The organism is Lentilitoribacter sp. EG35, assembly GCF_040784015.1.
Taxonomy (GTDB): domain Bacteria; phylum Pseudomonadota; class Alphaproteobacteria; order Rhizobiales; family Rhizobiaceae; genus Lentilitoribacter.
In genome coordinates, this window is record NZ_JBFNGQ010000002.1 from 301,963 (window position 1) to 318,925 (window position 16,963).

Consider the following 16,963-nt stretch of genomic DNA (forward strand, 5'->3'; position numbering starts at 1 on the left):
AGTTCCTCAATGTCAGACAAAGATCATCCGACACGGTCGACCGAAGCATTTTTCGGTCGGCGCAAAGGTAAGCATCTCAAAGAAAATCATCTTAAAGCACTCAGCGAAGTACTACCAAGACTAAAGTTGGATTTGTCGAGACAAGCTCCTGAAAACCTATTTGAGCTTTGGGATCGTCCATTTACATCTATACGTTTAGAAATTGGCTTCGGCGGCGGTGAACATCTCCTTCACCGCGCCCGTTCTTCTTCTATGCAGGATGTTGCCTTTATCGGCATTGAGCCTTTCGTCAATTCCATGGCTAAACTGGTTCAATCCGTTAGCAATGACCCAATTGATAACCTTCGACTGTTTGATGATGACGCAACGTTTGTGCTCGATTGGCTACCTGACCATTGCCTTGATCATATTGACTTGCTTTACCCAGATCCATGGACAAAGAAGCGTCATTGGAAGCGTCGATTTGTTTCTAAGGTAAATCTTGATCGTTTCGCACGCGTATTGAAGCCCGGTGGCAAGTTTTGTTTTGCCTCGGATATCGATACATATGTGAACTGGACATTACAGCATATCAAAGCCCATGATGAATTTAGCTGGATTGCAAATGGACCGGATGATTGGACAAAACCATGGCAAGACTGGCCATCAACCCGCTATGAAGCGAAGGCCTTCCGCGAAGGCCGCACACCTGCCTATTTAGACTTTATCAAAAAGTAATCTATTATAAGCGATCTTAAGAAAGCAATCTTCGCCGCTTACTGCGTCGGACTAAAAGATGATGGTGCAGCTTGGATTGCTTTTGCAACTCCATCCTGAACTTGGAATATTGCAAGGCCTCGCTCGTTAAGACCCGATGGCAAGAACCTAAAGATACCTGATGCACCGATAAAACCCTGGCGCCTTTGAATTTCGGTTGCCGTAATCTGCTGACCTGGTCTTTCTTTAAGCAATCCACCCACAAGCAGAACTGCATCATAACCTAAAGCCGCATTTACAGTTGGTTCGCTGCCAAATTTTTGCGCATATCTTTGTTTAAACGCTTGAAACCTTGCCTGATCCATATCAGCAAACACAGCACCTTGCAGTTCTGGAGCGCTCAGGTTTGCAGTTCGCCACTGGCCTGTGCCGATGACCATCTTATTATTGAGATCAACGCCAAGGCGCTTCAACTGTCGAATGATGGCCGCAGGTGTATTGCCCCCATCAGGTATAAAAATTGCATCCGACTGCTGTGCTGCACCAAGAGCTTCTGTAATCGCCGCCTGAACTGACTTACTGTTATACTGATACTTCGAAATGGCTAGTAACTGACCGCCGCTAGCTTGAATCGTTGACCGCAGTTGGCGCTCAACCAAATTTCCATATGCGCCGCTTGGCAATATGGCGGTAAATGATCTTTTTCCTTGCGAAATAGCGTAGTTAACCGACCTTGAAACAAGTTGGTCTGGCAAGAATGAAATCAAGTAACCCCCTGCACCAGCTGCGGTTGGGTCGGAAGAAAAAGCTACAAGCGGACGCCCTGACTGGGTAATAATTGACCTTGCAGATGTGACTGAACTTGAAAATAAAGGTCCTAGCACCACAGCTGATCCTTCGCGAATAGCCGCCTGCGTGGCCGTAATTGCACCTGCGGGTGTGCCAGCTGTATCCTTAATTACAAGCTCCATCACATCTCCACCAAGATCGGAGATAGCCAGCTCAGCCGCATTCTGGATTTGCTTTGCAACCGCAGAGCCATTTCCCGGTGCCGTGCGAGGGATCAAAAGAGCAACTCGGGCTGGACCAAATCCTAAAACATCACCCACAGCTGGACCTGTTTTAGCGGGTAATGTTGAAGCATTTACGGTTGGGGCTTTTGTTTGAGAGCCTAAACCAAAATCAGTTACACCTGATTGGCAACCAGACAGAATAACAGTCGCAGCTACGCACATCGCGGCTGTTTTCAATTTACGCATTTGCTGCCCATACATGAATAGAGTGCCCCACCCCAAAAATTGCAATTTCATGTTTTTACCGCAGACTTACCAAATTTTCCAGCGGCCAATAGGAGATTAGTGTTTTATTTGATAGATTTATGCGGGTACAAGTAGCGTAAAATACCAATGGAGCCTTCGTGACAAACCAAAATTACACAATTGCGACGTTTAAAATTGACGCAAAGCCGATTGAACCTGGCCTTTACATTGTTGCAACTCCCATTGGGAACTTAGGTGATATTACATTGCGTGCGCTAGAAACGCTCGCTGCTTGTGATGTTATAGCCTGCGAAGATACGAGAACCAGCAGCAAATTGCTAAATCGCTTTAATATCAAAACACGTACAATTGCCTATCATGAGCACAATGCGGCTTTTGCATCTGAGAAGATGGTAGCAGCACTTGATGAAGGCAAAACAATTGCCCTTATATCCGATGCGGGAACACCACTTATCTCTGATCCCGGCTACCGCATTGTCAATGCAGCATCTGCAGCAGGTCATCCCGTCATTCCAATTCCGGGTGCAAGCGCATTACTTTCTGCGCTCATGGGCGCGGGGTTGCCAACAGACAGTTTTTTCTATGGTGGTTTCTTGCCACATAAAGAAAAAGCTAAACGTGATCGTCTCACGGAAGTTTCCCGCATAGAAGCAACACTTATTTTATACGAATCTCCAAATCGCTTGCTAGCATCGTTAAAAACAGCAGAGGATGTATTGGGTGGAGACCGTCTTGCTTGTGTTGGCCGTGAGCTTACCAAATCTTACGAAGAATTCGTACGAGGGACACTATCTGAACTTGTTGAAACATTTTCTGAACGTGCAATTAAAGGAGAAATTGTGTTGATTATCGGGCCACCCACACAATCTGAGGTTATGTCAGATGATGAAGTTATGGGTTGGCTCAAAGAACTTGCGCATGACCTACCAACGGGAAAAGCTGCCAGCGAGGCCGCGCGTCTTACAAACCGTCCACGCAAAGAACTTTATAAAATCCTACTCGATTTAAAAAACAAAAATCCGTAAATGTCAGAACCAGCAAACAGAAAAAAGGCCTATCGAAAAGGTTTTATCGCTGAATATATCGCGGCAATGTTTTTGTTGTTTAAAGGCTATCGCATTTGTGCGCTACGCCACAAAACTAAACTTGGAGAAATTGATATCATCGCAAAGAAAGGTGATCTTGCAATTTTCGTTGAGGTGAAAGCGCGGAAAAAGGCTCAAACAGGAATAGACGCAGTTTCTCACGCTTCCCAATCTCGAATCAAAAACGCAAGCGATCTGTGGTTGGCAAAACAAAGAGATGCGCAAAAATTATCTCAACGATATGACATCATTGTTATCACCCCAACAAGTTTTCCCGCACATTTTTTGGATGCTTTTTGAGAACAGATATTGAGTTCATCAGCTAACAGTCCTATTTCAAGCATCAACAAGGATAAAATCATGACTGATATTAAAAAAGTAGCGGTTCAAATGGACCATGTCTCTGGCATTGATATTACCGGTGATACGACATTTGCATTGTCGCTTGAGGCTCAAGCTCGCGGATATCAACTTTTCCATTATACACCTGATCGCTTAAGCCAGCGCGACGGAGAAGTGTATGCGTCTATGGAAGTCATGACATTGAAGGATGAAGTTGGTGATCATTTCACTTTGGATGAAGCTAAAAAGGTGTCTTTATCTGACATGGATGTTGTGCTTTTACGCCAAGACCCGCCCTTTGACATGAATTATATCACAAGCACGCATTTGCTTGAACTTATCCACCCGAAGACACTTGTCGTCAATGATCCTGCATGGGTTCGTAATTCTCCTGAGAAAATTTTTGTGACAGAATTCACCGATCTAATGCCCAAAACTTTGATCACAAAAGATCCAAGAGAAATCATGGATTTCCGCCAAGAAGTAGGCGATATGATCTTAAAGCCTCTTTATGGTAATGGCGGGGCAGGCGTATTTTTGCTGAATAAAGATGATCAGAACCTCACTTCCCTCTTGGAAATGTTCGGTGACCTATTCGTTGAGCCTTATATCGCTCAGCAATATTTGCCAGCAGTTCGCGCAGGAGATAAGCGTATTATTCTCATCGAAGGTGAACCGGTTGGCGCAATTAACCGCGTACCCGCTGAAGGTGATGCACGTTCCAACATGCATGTTGGTGGCAAGGCAGAAGCCATTGAATTAACACCGCGCGATAAAGAAATTTGTGACCGCATTGGACCAGCATTGCGCGAGCGGGGGTTTACTCTCGTCGGCATCGATGTCATCGGCGACTATATGACTGAAATCAACGTCACATCGCCCACAGGTGTGCGTGAGGTGAAGAAATTTGGCGGCGCTGATATTGCAAGCTTATTCTGGGATGCGATTGAAAATCGCAAGAAAAATGGCGGACAATTCGTTCTTTAATTGTTCCATTTTCGCAACCAAATACAACTCATCACAACCTGAAATGCAAAAATTCAGTATTTTGTTCTCATAATGTTCTTGTTTTTACGACGCAAACATGTGTATTGTAAAACCTGATACTCGCAAATAGTGTATTAGAGCACAATATGGGGACGTAAATGGTTGCGCATGTAAAGACTGTCGCATTTCAGGGAATTGAAGCTCTGCCTGTTGATGTTCAGGTTATGATTTCACCCGGGAAGATTGGCATGCATATTGTTGGCTTGCCAGACAAGGCCGTTGCTGAAAGTCGCGAGCGGGTACAAGCTGCACTTCACGCATCTGGCTTATCGTTACCTGCGAAAAAAGTTACGATTAATTTAGCGCCCGCTGATCTACCCAAAGAAGGATCCCATTTCGATCTTCCTATTGCGCTTGGTCTAATGGCAGCGATGGATGCAATCCCAAATGATGTTTTGCAGAACTATGTTGTTCTAGGCGAATTATCGCTTGATGGAGCAATTTCTTACGTTACAGGTTCACTTCCTGCAGCCATCGGTGCCAATGCGATGGATCGTGGTTTAATCTGCCCCGAAGCCTGTGGCGCAGAGGCCGCATGGGCAGATGAGGATATGGATATTTTAGCACCCATAAGCCTGATCTCAATTGCCAACCATTTTCGAGGCACCCAAGTCTTATCGCGGCCAAAACCAGCGCAACGAGCACTTACAACCAACTTACCTGATCTAGCCGACATAAAAGGGCAAGAAACAGCAAAACGCGCATTGGAAGTCGCAGCGGCTGGCGGGCATAATTTACTGATGGTTGGTCCGCCTGGTTCTGGAAAATCCATGCTTGCATCCCGTCTTCCATCCATTTTACCACCTCTTACGCCGGCTGAAATGCTCAGTGTGTCGATGGTTCATTCCATTGCTGGACAATTATCTGGTGGGCATTTAACTGATCAACGTCCATTTCGGTCACCGCATCACTCTGCTACCATGGCAGCAATGGTTGGCGGTGGTGCAAAAGCACGTCCAGGTGAAGTTTCTATGGCACATAAAGGGGTCTTGTTTTTAGATGAATTTCCAGAATTTTCACCGCAAGTTCTGGATTCCCTGCGCCAACCTCTGGAAAGTTCACAATCTGTCATCGCACGGGCCAATCACCGCGTGAGTTATCCAGCAGATATTCAACTGATCGCAGCCATGAACCCGTGCCGCTGCGGCATGGCAGGAGAGCCCGGGCAGACCTGTGCACGTGGTCCACGTTGCCAAACTGACTACCAAGCTCGTATTTCAGGCCCCTTATTAGACCGTATCGACCTGCGCATCGAAGTGCCTGCCGTTACGGCAATGGACCTCATACAACCAAAGCCTGCTGAACCAAGTGAGAACGTCGCGAAAAGAGTTTTGCGAGCCCGGCAGCTGCAAGAACAAAGATATCAAGACCTTAGCCATAGCGATGTTTTAGTCAATGCGCGTTGCCCCACTGCATTGATTGAAAAGGTTGCCCAGCTGGATAAGGCTGGAACATCCCTGTTGCAAGAAGCAGCAGAAAAAATGGTGTTTTCTGCTCGCGCTTATCATCGTGTGTTAAAAGTTGCCCGAACGCTTGCCGATTTAGATAATTCAGACATTGTGGGTCGAATTCATTTAGCAGAAGCGATCTCTTATCGAATTGCAGGTGAACAACTGACACAAGCCGCATAGCTTATTTATTGCTTAACTTGTTCCCGTTGAACCAAATCCGCCAGTACCGCGAACTGTCTCACTTAGTGCATCAATTTCCCTAACTTTTGCCTGCACCACCGGCGCGACAACCATTTGCGCCACGCGCATACCCCGTGTAATTTCATATGCCTCTTGGCCCAAATTTGCCAGAATGATTTTTACTTCACCTCGATAATCGCTATCGATAGTGCCAGGCGTATTAAGACACGTGACACCATGCTTTAAGGCCAAGCCCGAACGAGGTCTGATTTGAACCTCAAATCCTTGAGGTATTTCAAAGATAAACCCGGTTGGCACTAGCGTTCGTCCGGTCGGGGGAATGACAAACGTATCATCCTCTCCAATTGCAGCACGCAAATCCATACCGGCAGAACCTGTCGTTTCATACTCCGGCAAGGCGATGCCTACGCCATGTGGCAGACGATAAAACCCGATAGTTGGATGGGACATTTTATACCCTTATTAATTTCTTTGACATCAACATCCAAATTTCCAAACAAGCGTCAATTGCATCTTTCCTGTTTAGAGGTTAGAAGCTTGCTCAATCAACAGGAAATCATTCTAAATGACTGAGACGCTCTCTGAGGCGGTATCGCGCCGTAGAACTTTTGCGATCATTTCGCACCCAGATGCTGGTAAAACGACTCTCACTGAAAAACTTTTGCTTTTTGGTGGCGCTATTCAGCTTGCAGGCGAGGTGAAAGCCAAAAAGGACCGTATTCAAACGCGATCCGATTGGATGAAGATCGAGCGTGAGCGCGGCATTTCCGTCGTCACATCCGTGATGACATTCGAGTATGATGATAAAGTCTATAATCTTCTAGATACACCAGGCCACGAAGACTTCGCCGATGATACATACCGTACATTAACGGCAGTCGATGCGGCTGTCATGGTTGTAGATGCTGCCAAAGGTATCGAACCTCGAACACTCAAACTTTTTGAAGTTTGTCGTTTGCGCGATATTCCAATTATCACATTTGTAAATAAGATGGACCGTGAGGCCCGCGACATTTTTGAAATTCTTGACGAGATTGAAGAAAAACTTGCGCTTGATACGGCTCCCATCACATGGCCGATTGGTCAGGGCAAAACATTTTCTGGCACCTACCACTTAGCTGATAACAGCGTTCGCAAAAATGATAGTGAAACTGAAACGACACCCGTAATTGGGCCAGAGGCTGACAATGCGGCAGGTTTGCTTCCTGAAAATGAGCGGGAGGCATTTATTGAATCTTGCGCTCTCGCACAAGAGGCATGTAATCCATTTGATTTAGAAGCCTTTCTTGCAGGGCATTTATCTCCCGTGTTCTTTGGGTCCGCCTTGCGTAACTTTGGTGTTCGAGACCTAATCAATGCACTTGGGAAGTTCGCACCACCACCTCGTTCTCAAGTTGCTGATATTAGAACTGTTGAGGCGATAGATCCGAAAATGTCTGCTTTCGTATTTAAAATTCAGGCGAATATGGACCCCAACCACCGAGACCGTATCGCATTTGTGCGTGTTTGTTCAGGCCAGCTGAAACGTGGCATGAAAGCTCGCCTTGCCAGAACCGGTAAACTTATGGGGCTATCAGCGCCACAGTTCTTTTTTGCATCTCAACGACAGCTTGCAGACACCGCTTATGCTGGCGATGTAGTGGGCATTCCCAATCACGGGACATTACGCATTGGCGATACGTTGACCGACGGTGAGGCACTTGTTTTCCAAGGCGTACCAAATTTTGCACCTGAAATATTGCGTCGTGTAAGGCTGGAAGATGCCATGAAAGCCAAGAAGTTGAAGGAAGCGCTGCAGCAAATGGCCGAGGAAGGCGTCGTGCAGCTCTTTATTCCAGAGGATGGATCACCCGCAATCGTGGGTGTAGTTGGCGCGCTCCAACTTGATGTATTGAAAGAACGTTTAAAAGTTGAATACAGCCTTCCGGTTAGCTTTGAATTAGCTAGATTCTCTATTTGCCGCTGGATTTCTGCAGATGATGAAAGTGATGTTGACCAATTTATCAAGACCCACCGCGGTGATATTGCACGCGATCTTGATGGCGACCCGGTATTTTTAGCTGCGGACGGCTTTTCATTGAATTATGAAGCCGACAGGTCACCATCAATTAAGATGGTTGATATTAAAGAATATCAAACTCAATAAGTTTGCATCTTGTAGATTTATTTTTCTTGAAACAAAGGGCCACAATTTCTACATCTGTTACCTACAATACATGAGGGTCGTACTCTCATAAAATGTTCTGTTTTATTGCAATGACCAATTGGTCAGAAGGAGAAAATAATGTCACTTCGCATCAACGATACGGCACCAGATTTTACTGCCGAAACTACACAAGGCACAATTAATTTCCACGAATGGATGGGCGATAGTTGGGCGGTGTTATTTTCTCACCCAAAAGACTTTACCCCCGTTTGCACCACAGAACTTGGCACAATGGCTGGCATTGCACCTGAGTTTGAAAAACGCAATGTAAAGATCATTGGCATCTCCGTTGATCCCGTTGAAAGTCATGAAAAATGGAAAGCTGACATTGCAACAGCTACTGGCCATAATGTTGATTACCCACTGATTGGCGACAAAGATCTAGCTGTTGCGAAAGCATTTAGTATGTTGCCAGCTTCGGATGGCGATACATCAGAAGGCCGTACTCCGGCAGATAACGCAACAGTTCGTTCAGTGTTCGTCATCGGACCTGATAAAAAGGTTAAGTTAGTTCTCACATATCCAATGACAACTGGCAGGAATTTTAATGAAATTCTTCGAGCGATTGATTCCATGCAACTCACTGCAACACACAAAGTAGCGACACCTGCAAACTGGGAAAATGGTGATGATGTTATTATCACGCCAGCCGTTTCGAACGAAGAAGCAACTGAAAAATTTGGTAGCTTTGACACTGTTTTGCCTTACCTGCGCAAAACAAAACAGCCAAAATAAAACTATCATATCTAATGAAAACCGGCGAAATTCGCCGGTTTTTTTGTAATGTTTTTTGCTTAATCTACAAACGACCCTGATCTAAGATCTCGCATCGCCTGATTGATCTCTTCTTGCGTGTTCATCACGATAGGCCCATGCCAAGCCACCGGCTCCTCAATTGGTTTTCCTGAAACTAGCAAGAATCTAATACCCTCTTCACCGGATTGCACAGTAATCTCATCGCCCGTATCGAAAACAACCAAGGTACGGTCACCGCTCAGGTCACGCAGGTGCACTTCCTCCCCTGCGATTTCTTTTTCAACCAGTATGCCCTGCGGTCTAGATGCATCTCGAAATGTACCGGACCCTGCGAATATATATGCAAAAGCTGATTTATAGGTATCCACTTTAAAACGTTTTCTTGTGAGCGGTGGTACGGAAATATCCAAAAAAGTTGGCTCCGCAGCGACGCCTTCCACTGGGCCAGTTTTGCCCCAAAAATCACCAATAATTACACGCGCAGCCGTTCCATCATCTTCTATCACCGTCGGAATTTCTTTAGATGAAATATCCTGATATCGCGGGTCTGTCATTTTTAACGCAGATGGCAAGTTTGCCCATAGTTGAAAACCATGCATCTTTCCAGTTGCATCACCATGAGGCATTTCCTGGTGCATAATCCCACGACCTGCGGTCATCCATTGCACATCGCCTGCCCCCATACTACCTCGATTGCCAAGACTATCGCCATGTTCGACAGAGCCAGCAAGCACATAGGTAATTGTCTCAATGCCGCGATGGGGGTGCCATGGGAAACCATTCTCATATTTTGCCGGGTCATCATTTCGAAAATCATCGAACAACAAAAAGGGGTCCGCAAGAGTCGGATCAGTAAATCCAAATGCGCGATGCAAATGAACACCTGCACCTTCCATTGTAGGCACCGCTTGAGAGATCGATTTAATTGGCCTGATAGACATATCTTATCCTTCGGTTTAACACCGTTTCATTGCGTTCTATCGACAACGTATAGATTGCACTCTTCAAAACAAGTCATAGACTAAACGACAAATTATTCGCAAAAACGCAACAATAACGGGATTTACTCAAACAAGGTTTGTAAGAGGGATAGCAGTCTCTTCTTTGACTTCTTCCATAATGAAAGAAGCTGAAACATCTGCAAGTGGTACATTTCCAATTAATTTTTTGTACAGTATATCATATGCTTTTACATCGCTTACACGTGCGCGAAGAACATAGTCAATCTCACCCGAGGTTCTATAAAACCCAACAATTTCAGGTATTGTCGATACGGTTTGCTTCAAGCGTTCGAACCAATGATCGTCATGATTGGATGTGCGAATAAATATCATGACAGATAAACCACAACCAGCCATTTCAGCATCAAGCACCGCAACTCGACCCTTGATAATTCCACTCTCCTCAAGCTGTTTTAGTCGACGCCAGCATGTATTGCGTGGAACACCTGTCTTCTCAGACAGAGCCTCTACAGACAGAGTGCCATCTTTCTGTAATTCATTCAAAATTCGGGAATCTTGTTCGCTTATTTTCATGGTAATGGGATATATATCTCATTTTTTCGTGCAAATCTAGATATATTGAGACATCACTCCCAAGAAATATTGTTATAATGGATGCATCAAGGGGAGCAAAATATGCAAAAACTTATAAAAGCATTCATCGAACATCCACAATCAGTTGACGAGACCTATTGGCAGCACATGTTATTTGCCGGCAGTTTCTCATATAAGTTAACGCTGGCCGCAATGGCTGCGATGGTCCACGCTATTTTCCCATTTCTATTTGAGAAAACAGCAAGCACAATTCTTCGAGAACTCGTCAATAAAACGCATAATCGTTCTTAAATGCATTAGGTTAGTCGATCTAGACCGCTATTTCTGCAAGTTCTAACGCAATGTGTTCTACTAAACGATTGGCAACCTGTTTCTTGCTCAAATCAGGCCAATCCTGAACATTGTCTTTCGAAATAATTTTTACTCGATTTCGGTCACCACCCATAATGCCGGTTTCCGGTGACACATCATTTGCAACAATTAAATCCGCACCCTTGCGCTTAAGTTTTGATGTCGCATTATCGACGAGATTTTGAGTTTCAGCAGCAAAACCAACGACAATTTCAGGTCTTTGCTTATGATGTCCGACAGTTTTTAAGATATCCGGATTTTCAACCAATTCAAAATTTGGGACAGATTTCCCCTTCTGTTTTTTAATTTTTTCACCCGCCTCACCTTTTACGCGCCAGTCGGCAACTGCTGCGACCATAATAGCGATATCAACCGGAAGAAGCTGTTCAACAACATCCAACATTTCTTCAGCACGCTCTACGCGCACAACATCCACGCCATAAGGGTCAGGAATATCTACTGGACCGGAAATTAGCTTTACCTTGGCACCTGCTCTGGCAAGCGCTGCGGCAATAGCATGCCCTTGCTTACCAGAAGAACGATTGGCAATATAGCGTACGGGATCAATCGGCTCGTGGGTAGGGCCGGACGTCACAATTGCCGTTTTGCCGAGCAATGGCTGAGGGCGGTCATCAAGAAGTTCATTTGCCGCCATCGCAATAGACAACTCATCAGCGAGACGCCCTTTGCCTGTCTCGCCACTTTCTGCCATCTCGCCGGCCTCAGGTTCAATCACATGAACACCACCTTGCTTAAGTGCCATCAAGTTTCGCTGAGTTGCTTTATTCATCCACATCTGAGGGTTCATTGCAGGCGCAATGAGAATAGGCTTATTCGTGGCAAGCAAAATTGTCGAAGCAAGATCATCGGCTATACCATTGGCCATTTTTGCCATAATGTTAGCTGTTGCTGGAGCAACCAACACAAGATCACAGTCTCGTGCCAAGCGGATATGGCCTACATCTTGTTCATCTTCACGCGAAAAAAGCTCCGTATAAACATGATCGGCAGCAAGCGCGCCGACCGATAGTGGTGTGATAAATTCTTGCGCACCATTTGTCATAACAGGCCTGACAGATACACCCCGCTCGCGCAAGCGACGAATGAGATTAAGCGATTTATAGGCAGCAATACCACCAGTAATAATAAGAAGTACTCGCTTTCCATCTAACGCAGGCATATCGTGGACATTAGAAGGCGTGGGCATCGGCGAGGAAACGGATATAGTAGGTTCCCCTGCTGACCCATCTAATCCTGCCAGCAAAAGACGCATCTCCTCTTCCATTGATCTACCATTTGCAGCAGCCTGCTCGCGCAGTTTTTGCTTTATCTCAGGATCAAGATTCCGAATTGTTAAACTAGCCATAACGCTTCCCATATGATTGCAATGCAATCAATTATAAGAATTTTACGCCATCATTGCAATCAAATAGAAGAATAAGCCATCATTGCTAAACTAATTGCAATGACCCACAGCGCCCAACGGCCTCCACGCGCATAATGAGCTTCTGCTTTGCCAATATTTTTCGCTGTCTGTTCATCAAAGCGCAATCCATGCTCAGTCATATATGAAATTTCAGACGACATCTTCTCAGCCTGCATCGCAATCTCGGGTGCCATTTTTCCCAAACGATGCAGCGCAATAAGCCCATCTTTTGCATCAGCTGCAAACCTTGCGGGGCCAAGATTAGATCTTATCCATTCGCTTACAACACTTTCAGATGCTTTCCACATATTGAAGTTTGGGTTAAGCGTTCGCGCAACACCTTCTACAACGACCATTGTCTTTTGAAGCATAACCAGTTCAGACCGCGCTTCCATATCGAACAGTTCAGTGACTTCAAATAGAAGCGTCAGCAGCTTTGCCATTGAAATGGTTTCTGCAGATTGCCCATGTATAGGCTCGCCAATGGCACGAATGGCCTGGGCGAAACTAGCAACATTATGTTTGGCTGCTACGTAGCCCGCATCAAAGTGCACCTGCGCCACCCGCATATAATCACGTGTAATGAAACCAAATATAATTTCCGCCAGAAAACGACGTTCTTTAAAACCCAAACGACCAACGATACCCATATCCACCGCAACGAGACATCCGTCCTTATCAACGAATAAATTACCTTGATGCATGTCAGCATGGAAAAACCCATCTCGCAGGGTATGACGCAAAAAAGACTGAATAAGAACTTCCGCAATATGATTTAGATCGTGACCCGCAGCTTTCAAGCCATCAATATCACTCATCTTTGTGCCATCAATCCACTCCATGGTCAGCACATCACGGCCCGTTCGCTCCCAATCAACTATTGGCACACGGAAATCAGGATCGTCTTTCGTATTTTCAGCGATTTCAGAAAGCGCTGCAGCTTCTAAACGAAGATCCATCTCAATCTTCGTTGTCTGCTCAAGCGTTTGCGTGACCTCAACAGGACGCAAGCGTCTTGCTGCAGGAATAAATTTCTCCTGCAAATGCGAGACAAGATAAAAAACTTCTAAATCATGCCGAAACCGTATTCGCACCCCAGGACGTATGACCTTGACGGCAAGTTTTTTCTTTACCTCATTGTCGGTAACTATCGCCGGATGAACCTGCGCAACCGAAGCTGCTGCAATTGGCTCTTCTACAACATCATACAGCTTATCAATCGATCGCCCGAGCGATTCCTCAATCTTCTTGATGGCAAGATCTTTTGCAAACGGCGCCATCTGATCTTGTAGCAGCCCGAGATCGGCGGCTATATCTGTGCCGACTACATCAGCTCTCGTTGCCAAAAACTGCCCGAGCTTTACATAAGACGGACCAAGTTTTGCTATACCGCGTGCCAACCGATCGCTTCGCTCATCGCTAGCATTATTTTTTTTTCGCGACCGCGCAAACAAGCCAGCAAGCCGACTGATGAACATAGCCTGCCGGCCCATATCCTTACTAATTAGCTCAGATACGACACCTTCGCGAACCAAAACCCAACCATCACGAACAAGTCGTAAATACGTACCGATTGACGCCATTTAGATTTTCCAACCCGAATGAAGGGCCGCAATTCCGCCTGTGTAATTTTTATATGTCACGCGCGAGAAGCCAGCATCTGAAATCATCTTCGCAAAATCATCTTGGTTAGGAAATTTTCGGATTGATTCAACCAGGTATTGATAAGGCTCGCTCTCGCCGGTCACCAAAGCGCCCATTTTAGGAATAGCATTAAACGACCATGCATCGTAGACTTTATCCAAAATCGGCATGTCAACTTCAGAAAATTCTAATACTATAATGCGCCCGCCCCGCTTTAAAACCCGAAAGGCTTCACGAAGAGCTTTATCGATATCAGGAACATTACGTATGCCAAACGCAATCGTGTAGGCATCAAAGCTACTATCTTCAAACGGTAAAGCCTCCGCGTTTGCCTCCACAAATTCGAGCTGCGACGCAAGCCCCCGACTTTGTGCCCGCTCCTGGCCAACAGCTAACATCGAGGCGTTAATATCCAACACGACACCGTTCGCATTTTTATCGGAGGCCTCAGCAATTCGGAATGCGATATCGCCGGTTCCACCCGCAACATCGAGAAAACGATAATCAGACGTTTTCTTGGGATTTAGTGATGCGATCATCGCATCTTTCCAAATACGATGCATGCCTGCCGACATCACGTCATTCATAATGTCATAGCGTTTAGCAACTTTGTGAAACACATCATTGACCAGTGTTTGTTTTTCACCCTCATCGACCGACTGAAAACCATAGGATGTCTGCATTCCACCATCTGTGGATGTGCGCTCTGTTGACATGTGTACTCCTTCAGAAGTCAATTTTTCATCTCACTATCTCAACGATAACGCATAAACTTAAAAGAACCCATGTGACATTTTAAGACAGGCGGATATTTTGCCTCTTGGCAGATTCTCAGTTATGCATTTCTCAAGCCATCTGTTTGCCTTATATGATATAAATGCGCCAATTACCAAGAAAAAGCTGGAGTCTGGTAAATGCCTGAATTGCCCGAAGTTGAAACCGTCAGGCGGGGACTTACCCCCTCAATGGAAGGCGCACAAATATATAAGGTTGACCAAAACAGAGCGGATTTGCGCTTTCCCTTTGACCCGCATTTCAAAGAAACGCTTGAAGGTGCGATTATTAGAGAAATTGGAAGGCGAGCCAAGTATCTTCTGTTTCATCTCGATAATGATTATGTCCTGATTTCACATTTGGGCATGTCAGGCTCCTTTCGCATAATGAGCGAGGCGGAGGACTTATACCCTGGCGATTTTCATCATGAGAAAAGCAAAAACAAGAAACACGACCATGTCATCATTTATATAGAGAAGAATGGCATCAAATCTCGCATTGCATATAATGACCCTCGACGCTTTGGGTTTATGACCCTCATTAACCGGAATGACCTTCATGACCATAAATTCTTAAAAGATATGGGGCCAGAACCTACCGGTAACGGAGTGGGTGCGGAATATTTGGCGACAAAATTCCAAAATCGAAAAACACCATTGAAGTCAGCATTACTTGATCAAAAAATCATCGCAGGGCTTGGTAATATTTATGTCTGCGAAGCATTATGGCGGTCCAGACTGTCGCCACTTACACAAATTGGCAGCCTTGTTAAGAAAAACGGCCAACCTAAGTCCAAATTAGGCTTTCTGGCAGAAAACATACGCGATGTGATAACTGATGCCATAAAGGCTGGCGGTTCGTCGCTTCAAGACCACATTCAGGCAGATGGCAGCTTGGGTTACTTCCAACATAGCTTTGCTGTTTACGGTCAGGAGAACAAACCTTGCAAACACGAAGACTGCGGCGGCGATATCATCCGCATCACACAAAGTGGACGTTCAAGCTTCTATTGTCCAAAATGTCAGAAATAATTGTAACTAGAAGATTGACCTTTTCCAAGTTTGACGCTATATGCCAGCTCAAGATTGATGGGCTTATCCATTAAACTAATTCCGACCATCGCAGGGATTGAATGTGCTACGGCACAATATACTATTGCGTTGGGTCGTTTATGAGTGAGAAAATTTATGGCTAATACTACTTCGGCAAAAAAAGCAACTCGCAAGATGGCTGCACGCACAGACGTGAATAAATCACGCAGAACACGCGTACGCAATTACATCAGAAAAGTTGAAGAAGCGATTGCTAGTGGCGATCAAAAAGCTGCTTCTGAGGCACTTAAAGCTGCTCAACCTGAAATGATGCGCGCTGCATCTAAGGGTGTTATGCACGCAAACACTGTGTCTCGTAAAATTTCAAGATTGTCTAGTCGCGTTAAAGCAGTTTCTGCTTAGCCAACTAAATACTTTTTGAGACTAAAAATGCTCGGCAGTTTGCCGGGCTTTTTCTGTTTTGGCACAAATAGCGTGAATTCAATACGTTAGCAACTTCTTACATTGCAAGATATTACCCCTAATATTCAGGTGGTTAGGTCATTATTTACATGTTGCAATGCATTACGCATTATGACTCAGATAACTAAATAAAATTAAATTAAAAAAATGTTCATCATACCTTCTGCATCCATTTTCAAGGTTGCCGGATTGAAACTTCAATGAATCCAATAGACTAAAAAAATTTAACCAATACACACTGTTTAGAGAAAGCGCTGTCAAGTGTCAGAGGTTAAAATTTCGTAAAAATAGTCCCTTGATCTTGCCGCTTCATCCTGCGTAAATAGGAGATAGAAGTTCAAGGGTAGATAACAGGTGCGGCGGATTAAATCTTCTCTCATTTGCTACTCTGGGGGTTAGTAGGAACGTATTTTTCTAATACGTTTATTTTGTTTTTGTGAGTATTTTGATCTAAGCTGCTTGCAGCCTAGAAACGGTGTTTATAGCCGCGTCGAATGACGCCTGCCATTACACGGCGGTGAGGTGTAGATATTTGTTTTAGAGATCATTTTAGCGCCTTAAATGGGCAGAGGGGATGACTTTGGATATGGTTACTAGGGGCGACGATAGCGCGTGGAATAAAATGGATAATGAT

Annotated in this window: 17 protein-coding genes; 10 read left to right on the forward strand and 7 right to left on the reverse strand. The window is 45.1% G+C overall.

The features are described from left to right. The first annotated feature begins 9 nt into the window (after positions 1-9). A complete protein-coding gene (gene trmB, locus AB2J24_RS05330; RefSeq protein WP_162654313.1) occupies positions 10-717 on the forward strand; it encodes a tRNA (guanine(46)-N(7))-methyltransferase TrmB in 708 nt (235 codons plus the stop codon). Between the two features lie 38 nt (positions 718-755). On the opposite strand, the gene AB2J24_RS05335 is transcribed toward trmB, so the two are convergent. Continuing rightward, a complete protein-coding gene (locus tag AB2J24_RS05335) occupies positions 756-1,955 on the reverse strand; it encodes a penicillin-binding protein activator (RefSeq protein ID WP_367384704.1) in 1,200 nt (399 codons plus the stop codon). Between the two features lie 158 nt (positions 1,956-2,113). Here AB2J24_RS05335 and rsmI point away from each other — a divergent pair, with 158 nt between their 5' ends. From rsmI to AB2J24_RS05355, 4 genes are all read left to right on the forward strand, one after another. Further along, complete coding sequence (gene rsmI, locus AB2J24_RS05340; protein WP_367384705.1) at positions 2,114-3,001, forward strand: 16S rRNA (cytidine(1402)-2'-O)-methyltransferase; 888 nt, start codon at positions 2,114-2,116, stop codon at positions 2,999-3,001. Beyond that, complete coding sequence (locus AB2J24_RS05345) at positions 3,002-3,361, forward strand: YraN family protein (protein WP_367384706.1); 360 nt, start codon at positions 3,002-3,004, stop codon at positions 3,359-3,361. It abuts the gene before it with no gap. A 60-nt stretch (positions 3,362-3,421) separates the two neighbouring features. Then, positions 3,422-4,390 (forward strand): glutathione synthase, encoded by a 969-nt coding sequence (gshB, locus tag AB2J24_RS05350; RefSeq protein WP_367384707.1) that lies wholly within the window; start codon positions 3,422-3,424, stop codon positions 4,388-4,390. Between the two features lie 158 nt (positions 4,391-4,548). Next, positions 4,549-6,081 (forward strand): YifB family Mg chelatase-like AAA ATPase, encoded by a 1,533-nt coding sequence (locus tag AB2J24_RS05355; RefSeq protein ID WP_367384708.1) that lies wholly within the window; start codon positions 4,549-4,551, stop codon positions 6,079-6,081. 12 nt (positions 6,082-6,093) lie between these two features. Here the strand turns inward: AB2J24_RS05355 and dut are convergent, their stop codons facing one another. Next, positions 6,094-6,552 carry a dUTP diphosphatase gene (gene dut, locus AB2J24_RS05360; protein WP_367384709.1) on the reverse strand — a complete coding sequence of 153 codons (459 nt, stop codon included), beginning with the start codon at positions 6,550-6,552 and terminating at the stop codon, positions 6,094-6,096. Between the two features lie 115 nt (positions 6,553-6,667). Between dut and AB2J24_RS05365 the strand changes: the two genes are divergently transcribed. Both AB2J24_RS05365 and AB2J24_RS05370 read left to right on the forward strand, forming a co-directional pair. Then, entirely contained in the window at positions 6,668-8,248 is a 1,581-nt protein-coding gene (locus tag AB2J24_RS05365) for a peptide chain release factor 3 (RefSeq protein ID WP_367384710.1), read from the forward strand. 138 nt (positions 8,249-8,386) lie between these two features. Further along, positions 8,387-9,043: a peroxiredoxin gene (locus AB2J24_RS05370; RefSeq protein ID WP_162654321.1), complete on the forward strand. Its 657-nt coding sequence runs from the start codon at positions 8,387-8,389 to the stop codon at positions 9,041-9,043. A gap of 59 nt (positions 9,044-9,102) precedes the next feature. On the opposite strand, the gene AB2J24_RS05375 is transcribed toward AB2J24_RS05370, so the two are convergent. Both AB2J24_RS05375 and AB2J24_RS05380 read right to left on the reverse strand, forming a co-directional pair. Then, positions 9,103-10,005 carry a pirin family protein gene (locus tag AB2J24_RS05375; RefSeq protein WP_367384711.1) on the reverse strand — a complete coding sequence of 301 codons (903 nt, stop codon included), beginning with the start codon at positions 10,003-10,005 and terminating at the stop codon, positions 9,103-9,105. Positions 10,006-10,131: 126 nt separating this feature from the next. Further along, a complete protein-coding gene (locus tag AB2J24_RS05380) occupies positions 10,132-10,599 on the reverse strand; it encodes an Lrp/AsnC family transcriptional regulator (RefSeq protein WP_367384712.1) in 468 nt (155 codons plus the stop codon). A gap of 102 nt (positions 10,600-10,701) precedes the next feature. On the opposite strand from AB2J24_RS05380, the gene AB2J24_RS05385 reads away from it, so the two are divergent. Continuing rightward, the gene (locus tag AB2J24_RS05385) at positions 10,702-10,911 is read left to right on the forward strand and encodes a DUF6356 family protein (RefSeq protein ID WP_367384713.1); all 210 of its coding nucleotides are present in this window, start codon (positions 10,702-10,704) and stop codon (positions 10,909-10,911) included. Positions 10,912-10,930: 19 nt separating this feature from the next. Here AB2J24_RS05385 and coaBC read toward each other — a convergent pair whose 3' ends face one another. Genes coaBC through ubiE form a run of 3 tightly spaced genes read right to left on the reverse strand, consistent with a single transcriptional unit; the run spans position 10,931 to position 14,757 of the window. Further along, a complete protein-coding gene (gene coaBC / locus AB2J24_RS05390) occupies positions 10,931-12,337 on the reverse strand; it encodes a bifunctional phosphopantothenoylcysteine decarboxylase/phosphopantothenate--cysteine ligase CoaBC (protein ID WP_420883622.1) in 1,407 nt (468 codons plus the stop codon). 59 nt (positions 12,338-12,396) lie between these two features. Next, complete coding sequence (ubiB, locus tag AB2J24_RS05395; RefSeq protein WP_367384714.1) at positions 12,397-13,980, reverse strand: 2-polyprenylphenol 6-hydroxylase; 1,584 nt, start codon at positions 13,978-13,980, stop codon at positions 12,397-12,399. Beyond that, the gene (gene ubiE / locus AB2J24_RS05400) at positions 13,981-14,757 is read right to left on the reverse strand and encodes a bifunctional demethylmenaquinone methyltransferase/2-methoxy-6-polyprenyl-1,4-benzoquinol methylase UbiE (protein ID WP_367384715.1); all 777 of its coding nucleotides are present in this window, start codon (positions 14,755-14,757) and stop codon (positions 13,981-13,983) included. A gap of 198 nt (positions 14,758-14,955) precedes the next feature. Between ubiE and mutM the strand changes: the two genes are divergently transcribed. After that, positions 14,956-15,846 carry a bifunctional DNA-formamidopyrimidine glycosylase/DNA-(apurinic or apyrimidinic site) lyase gene (mutM, locus tag AB2J24_RS05405; protein WP_367384716.1) on the forward strand — a complete coding sequence of 297 codons (891 nt, stop codon included), beginning with the start codon at positions 14,956-14,958 and terminating at the stop codon, positions 15,844-15,846. A 156-nt stretch (positions 15,847-16,002) separates the two neighbouring features. Then, positions 16,003-16,269 (forward strand): 30S ribosomal protein S20, encoded by a 267-nt coding sequence (gene rpsT / locus AB2J24_RS05410; RefSeq protein WP_162654328.1) that lies wholly within the window; start codon positions 16,003-16,005, stop codon positions 16,267-16,269. The last annotated feature ends 694 nt before the right edge of the window (positions 16,270-16,963 follow it).

Bases quoted from the DNA above. Each gene is read 5' to 3' on its own strand.
- AB2J24_RS05375 (WP_367384711.1), bottom strand. From the start codon at position 10,005: ATGTCTATCAGGCCAATTAAATCGATCTCTCAAGCGGTGCCTACAATG.
- coaBC (WP_420883622.1), bottom strand. From the start codon at position 12,337: ATGGCTAGTTTAACAATTCGGAATCTTGATCCTGAGATAAAGCAAAAA.
- ubiE (WP_367384715.1), bottom strand. From the start codon at position 14,757: ATGTCAACAGAGCGCACATCCACAGATGGTGGAATGCAGACATCCTAT.
- dut (WP_367384709.1), bottom strand. From the start codon at position 6,552: ATGTCCCATCCAACTATCGGGTTTTATCGTCTGCCACATGGCGTAGGC.
- rpsT (WP_162654328.1), top strand. From the start codon at position 16,003: ATGGCTAATACTACTTCGGCAAAAAAAGCAACTCGCAAGATGGCTGCA.
- AB2J24_RS05385 (WP_367384713.1), top strand. From the start codon at position 10,702: ATGCAAAAACTTATAAAAGCATTCATCGAACATCCACAATCAGTTGAC.
- AB2J24_RS05380 (WP_367384712.1), bottom strand. From the start codon at position 10,599: ATGAAAATAAGCGAACAAGATTCCCGAATTTTGAATGAATTACAGAAA.
- gshB (WP_367384707.1), top strand. From the start codon at position 3,422: ATGACTGATATTAAAAAAGTAGCGGTTCAAATGGACCATGTCTCTGGC.
- AB2J24_RS05335 (WP_367384704.1), bottom strand. From the start codon at position 1,955: ATGCGTAAATTGAAAACAGCCGCGATGTGCGTAGCTGCGACTGTTATT.
- AB2J24_RS05370 (WP_162654321.1), top strand. From the start codon at position 8,387: ATGTCACTTCGCATCAACGATACGGCACCAGATTTTACTGCCGAAACT.
- ubiB (WP_367384714.1), bottom strand. From the start codon at position 13,980: ATGGCGTCAATCGGTACGTATTTACGACTTGTTCGTGATGGTTGGGTT.
- AB2J24_RS05365 (WP_367384710.1), top strand. From the start codon at position 6,668: ATGACTGAGACGCTCTCTGAGGCGGTATCGCGCCGTAGAACTTTTGCG.
- mutM (WP_367384716.1), top strand. From the start codon at position 14,956: ATGCCTGAATTGCCCGAAGTTGAAACCGTCAGGCGGGGACTTACCCCC.
- AB2J24_RS05355 (WP_367384708.1), top strand. From the start codon at position 4,549: ATGGTTGCGCATGTAAAGACTGTCGCATTTCAGGGAATTGAAGCTCTG.
- AB2J24_RS05345 (WP_367384706.1), top strand. From the start codon at position 3,002: ATGTCAGAACCAGCAAACAGAAAAAAGGCCTATCGAAAAGGTTTTATC.
- trmB (WP_162654313.1), top strand. From the start codon at position 10: ATGTCAGACAAAGATCATCCGACACGGTCGACCGAAGCATTTTTCGGT.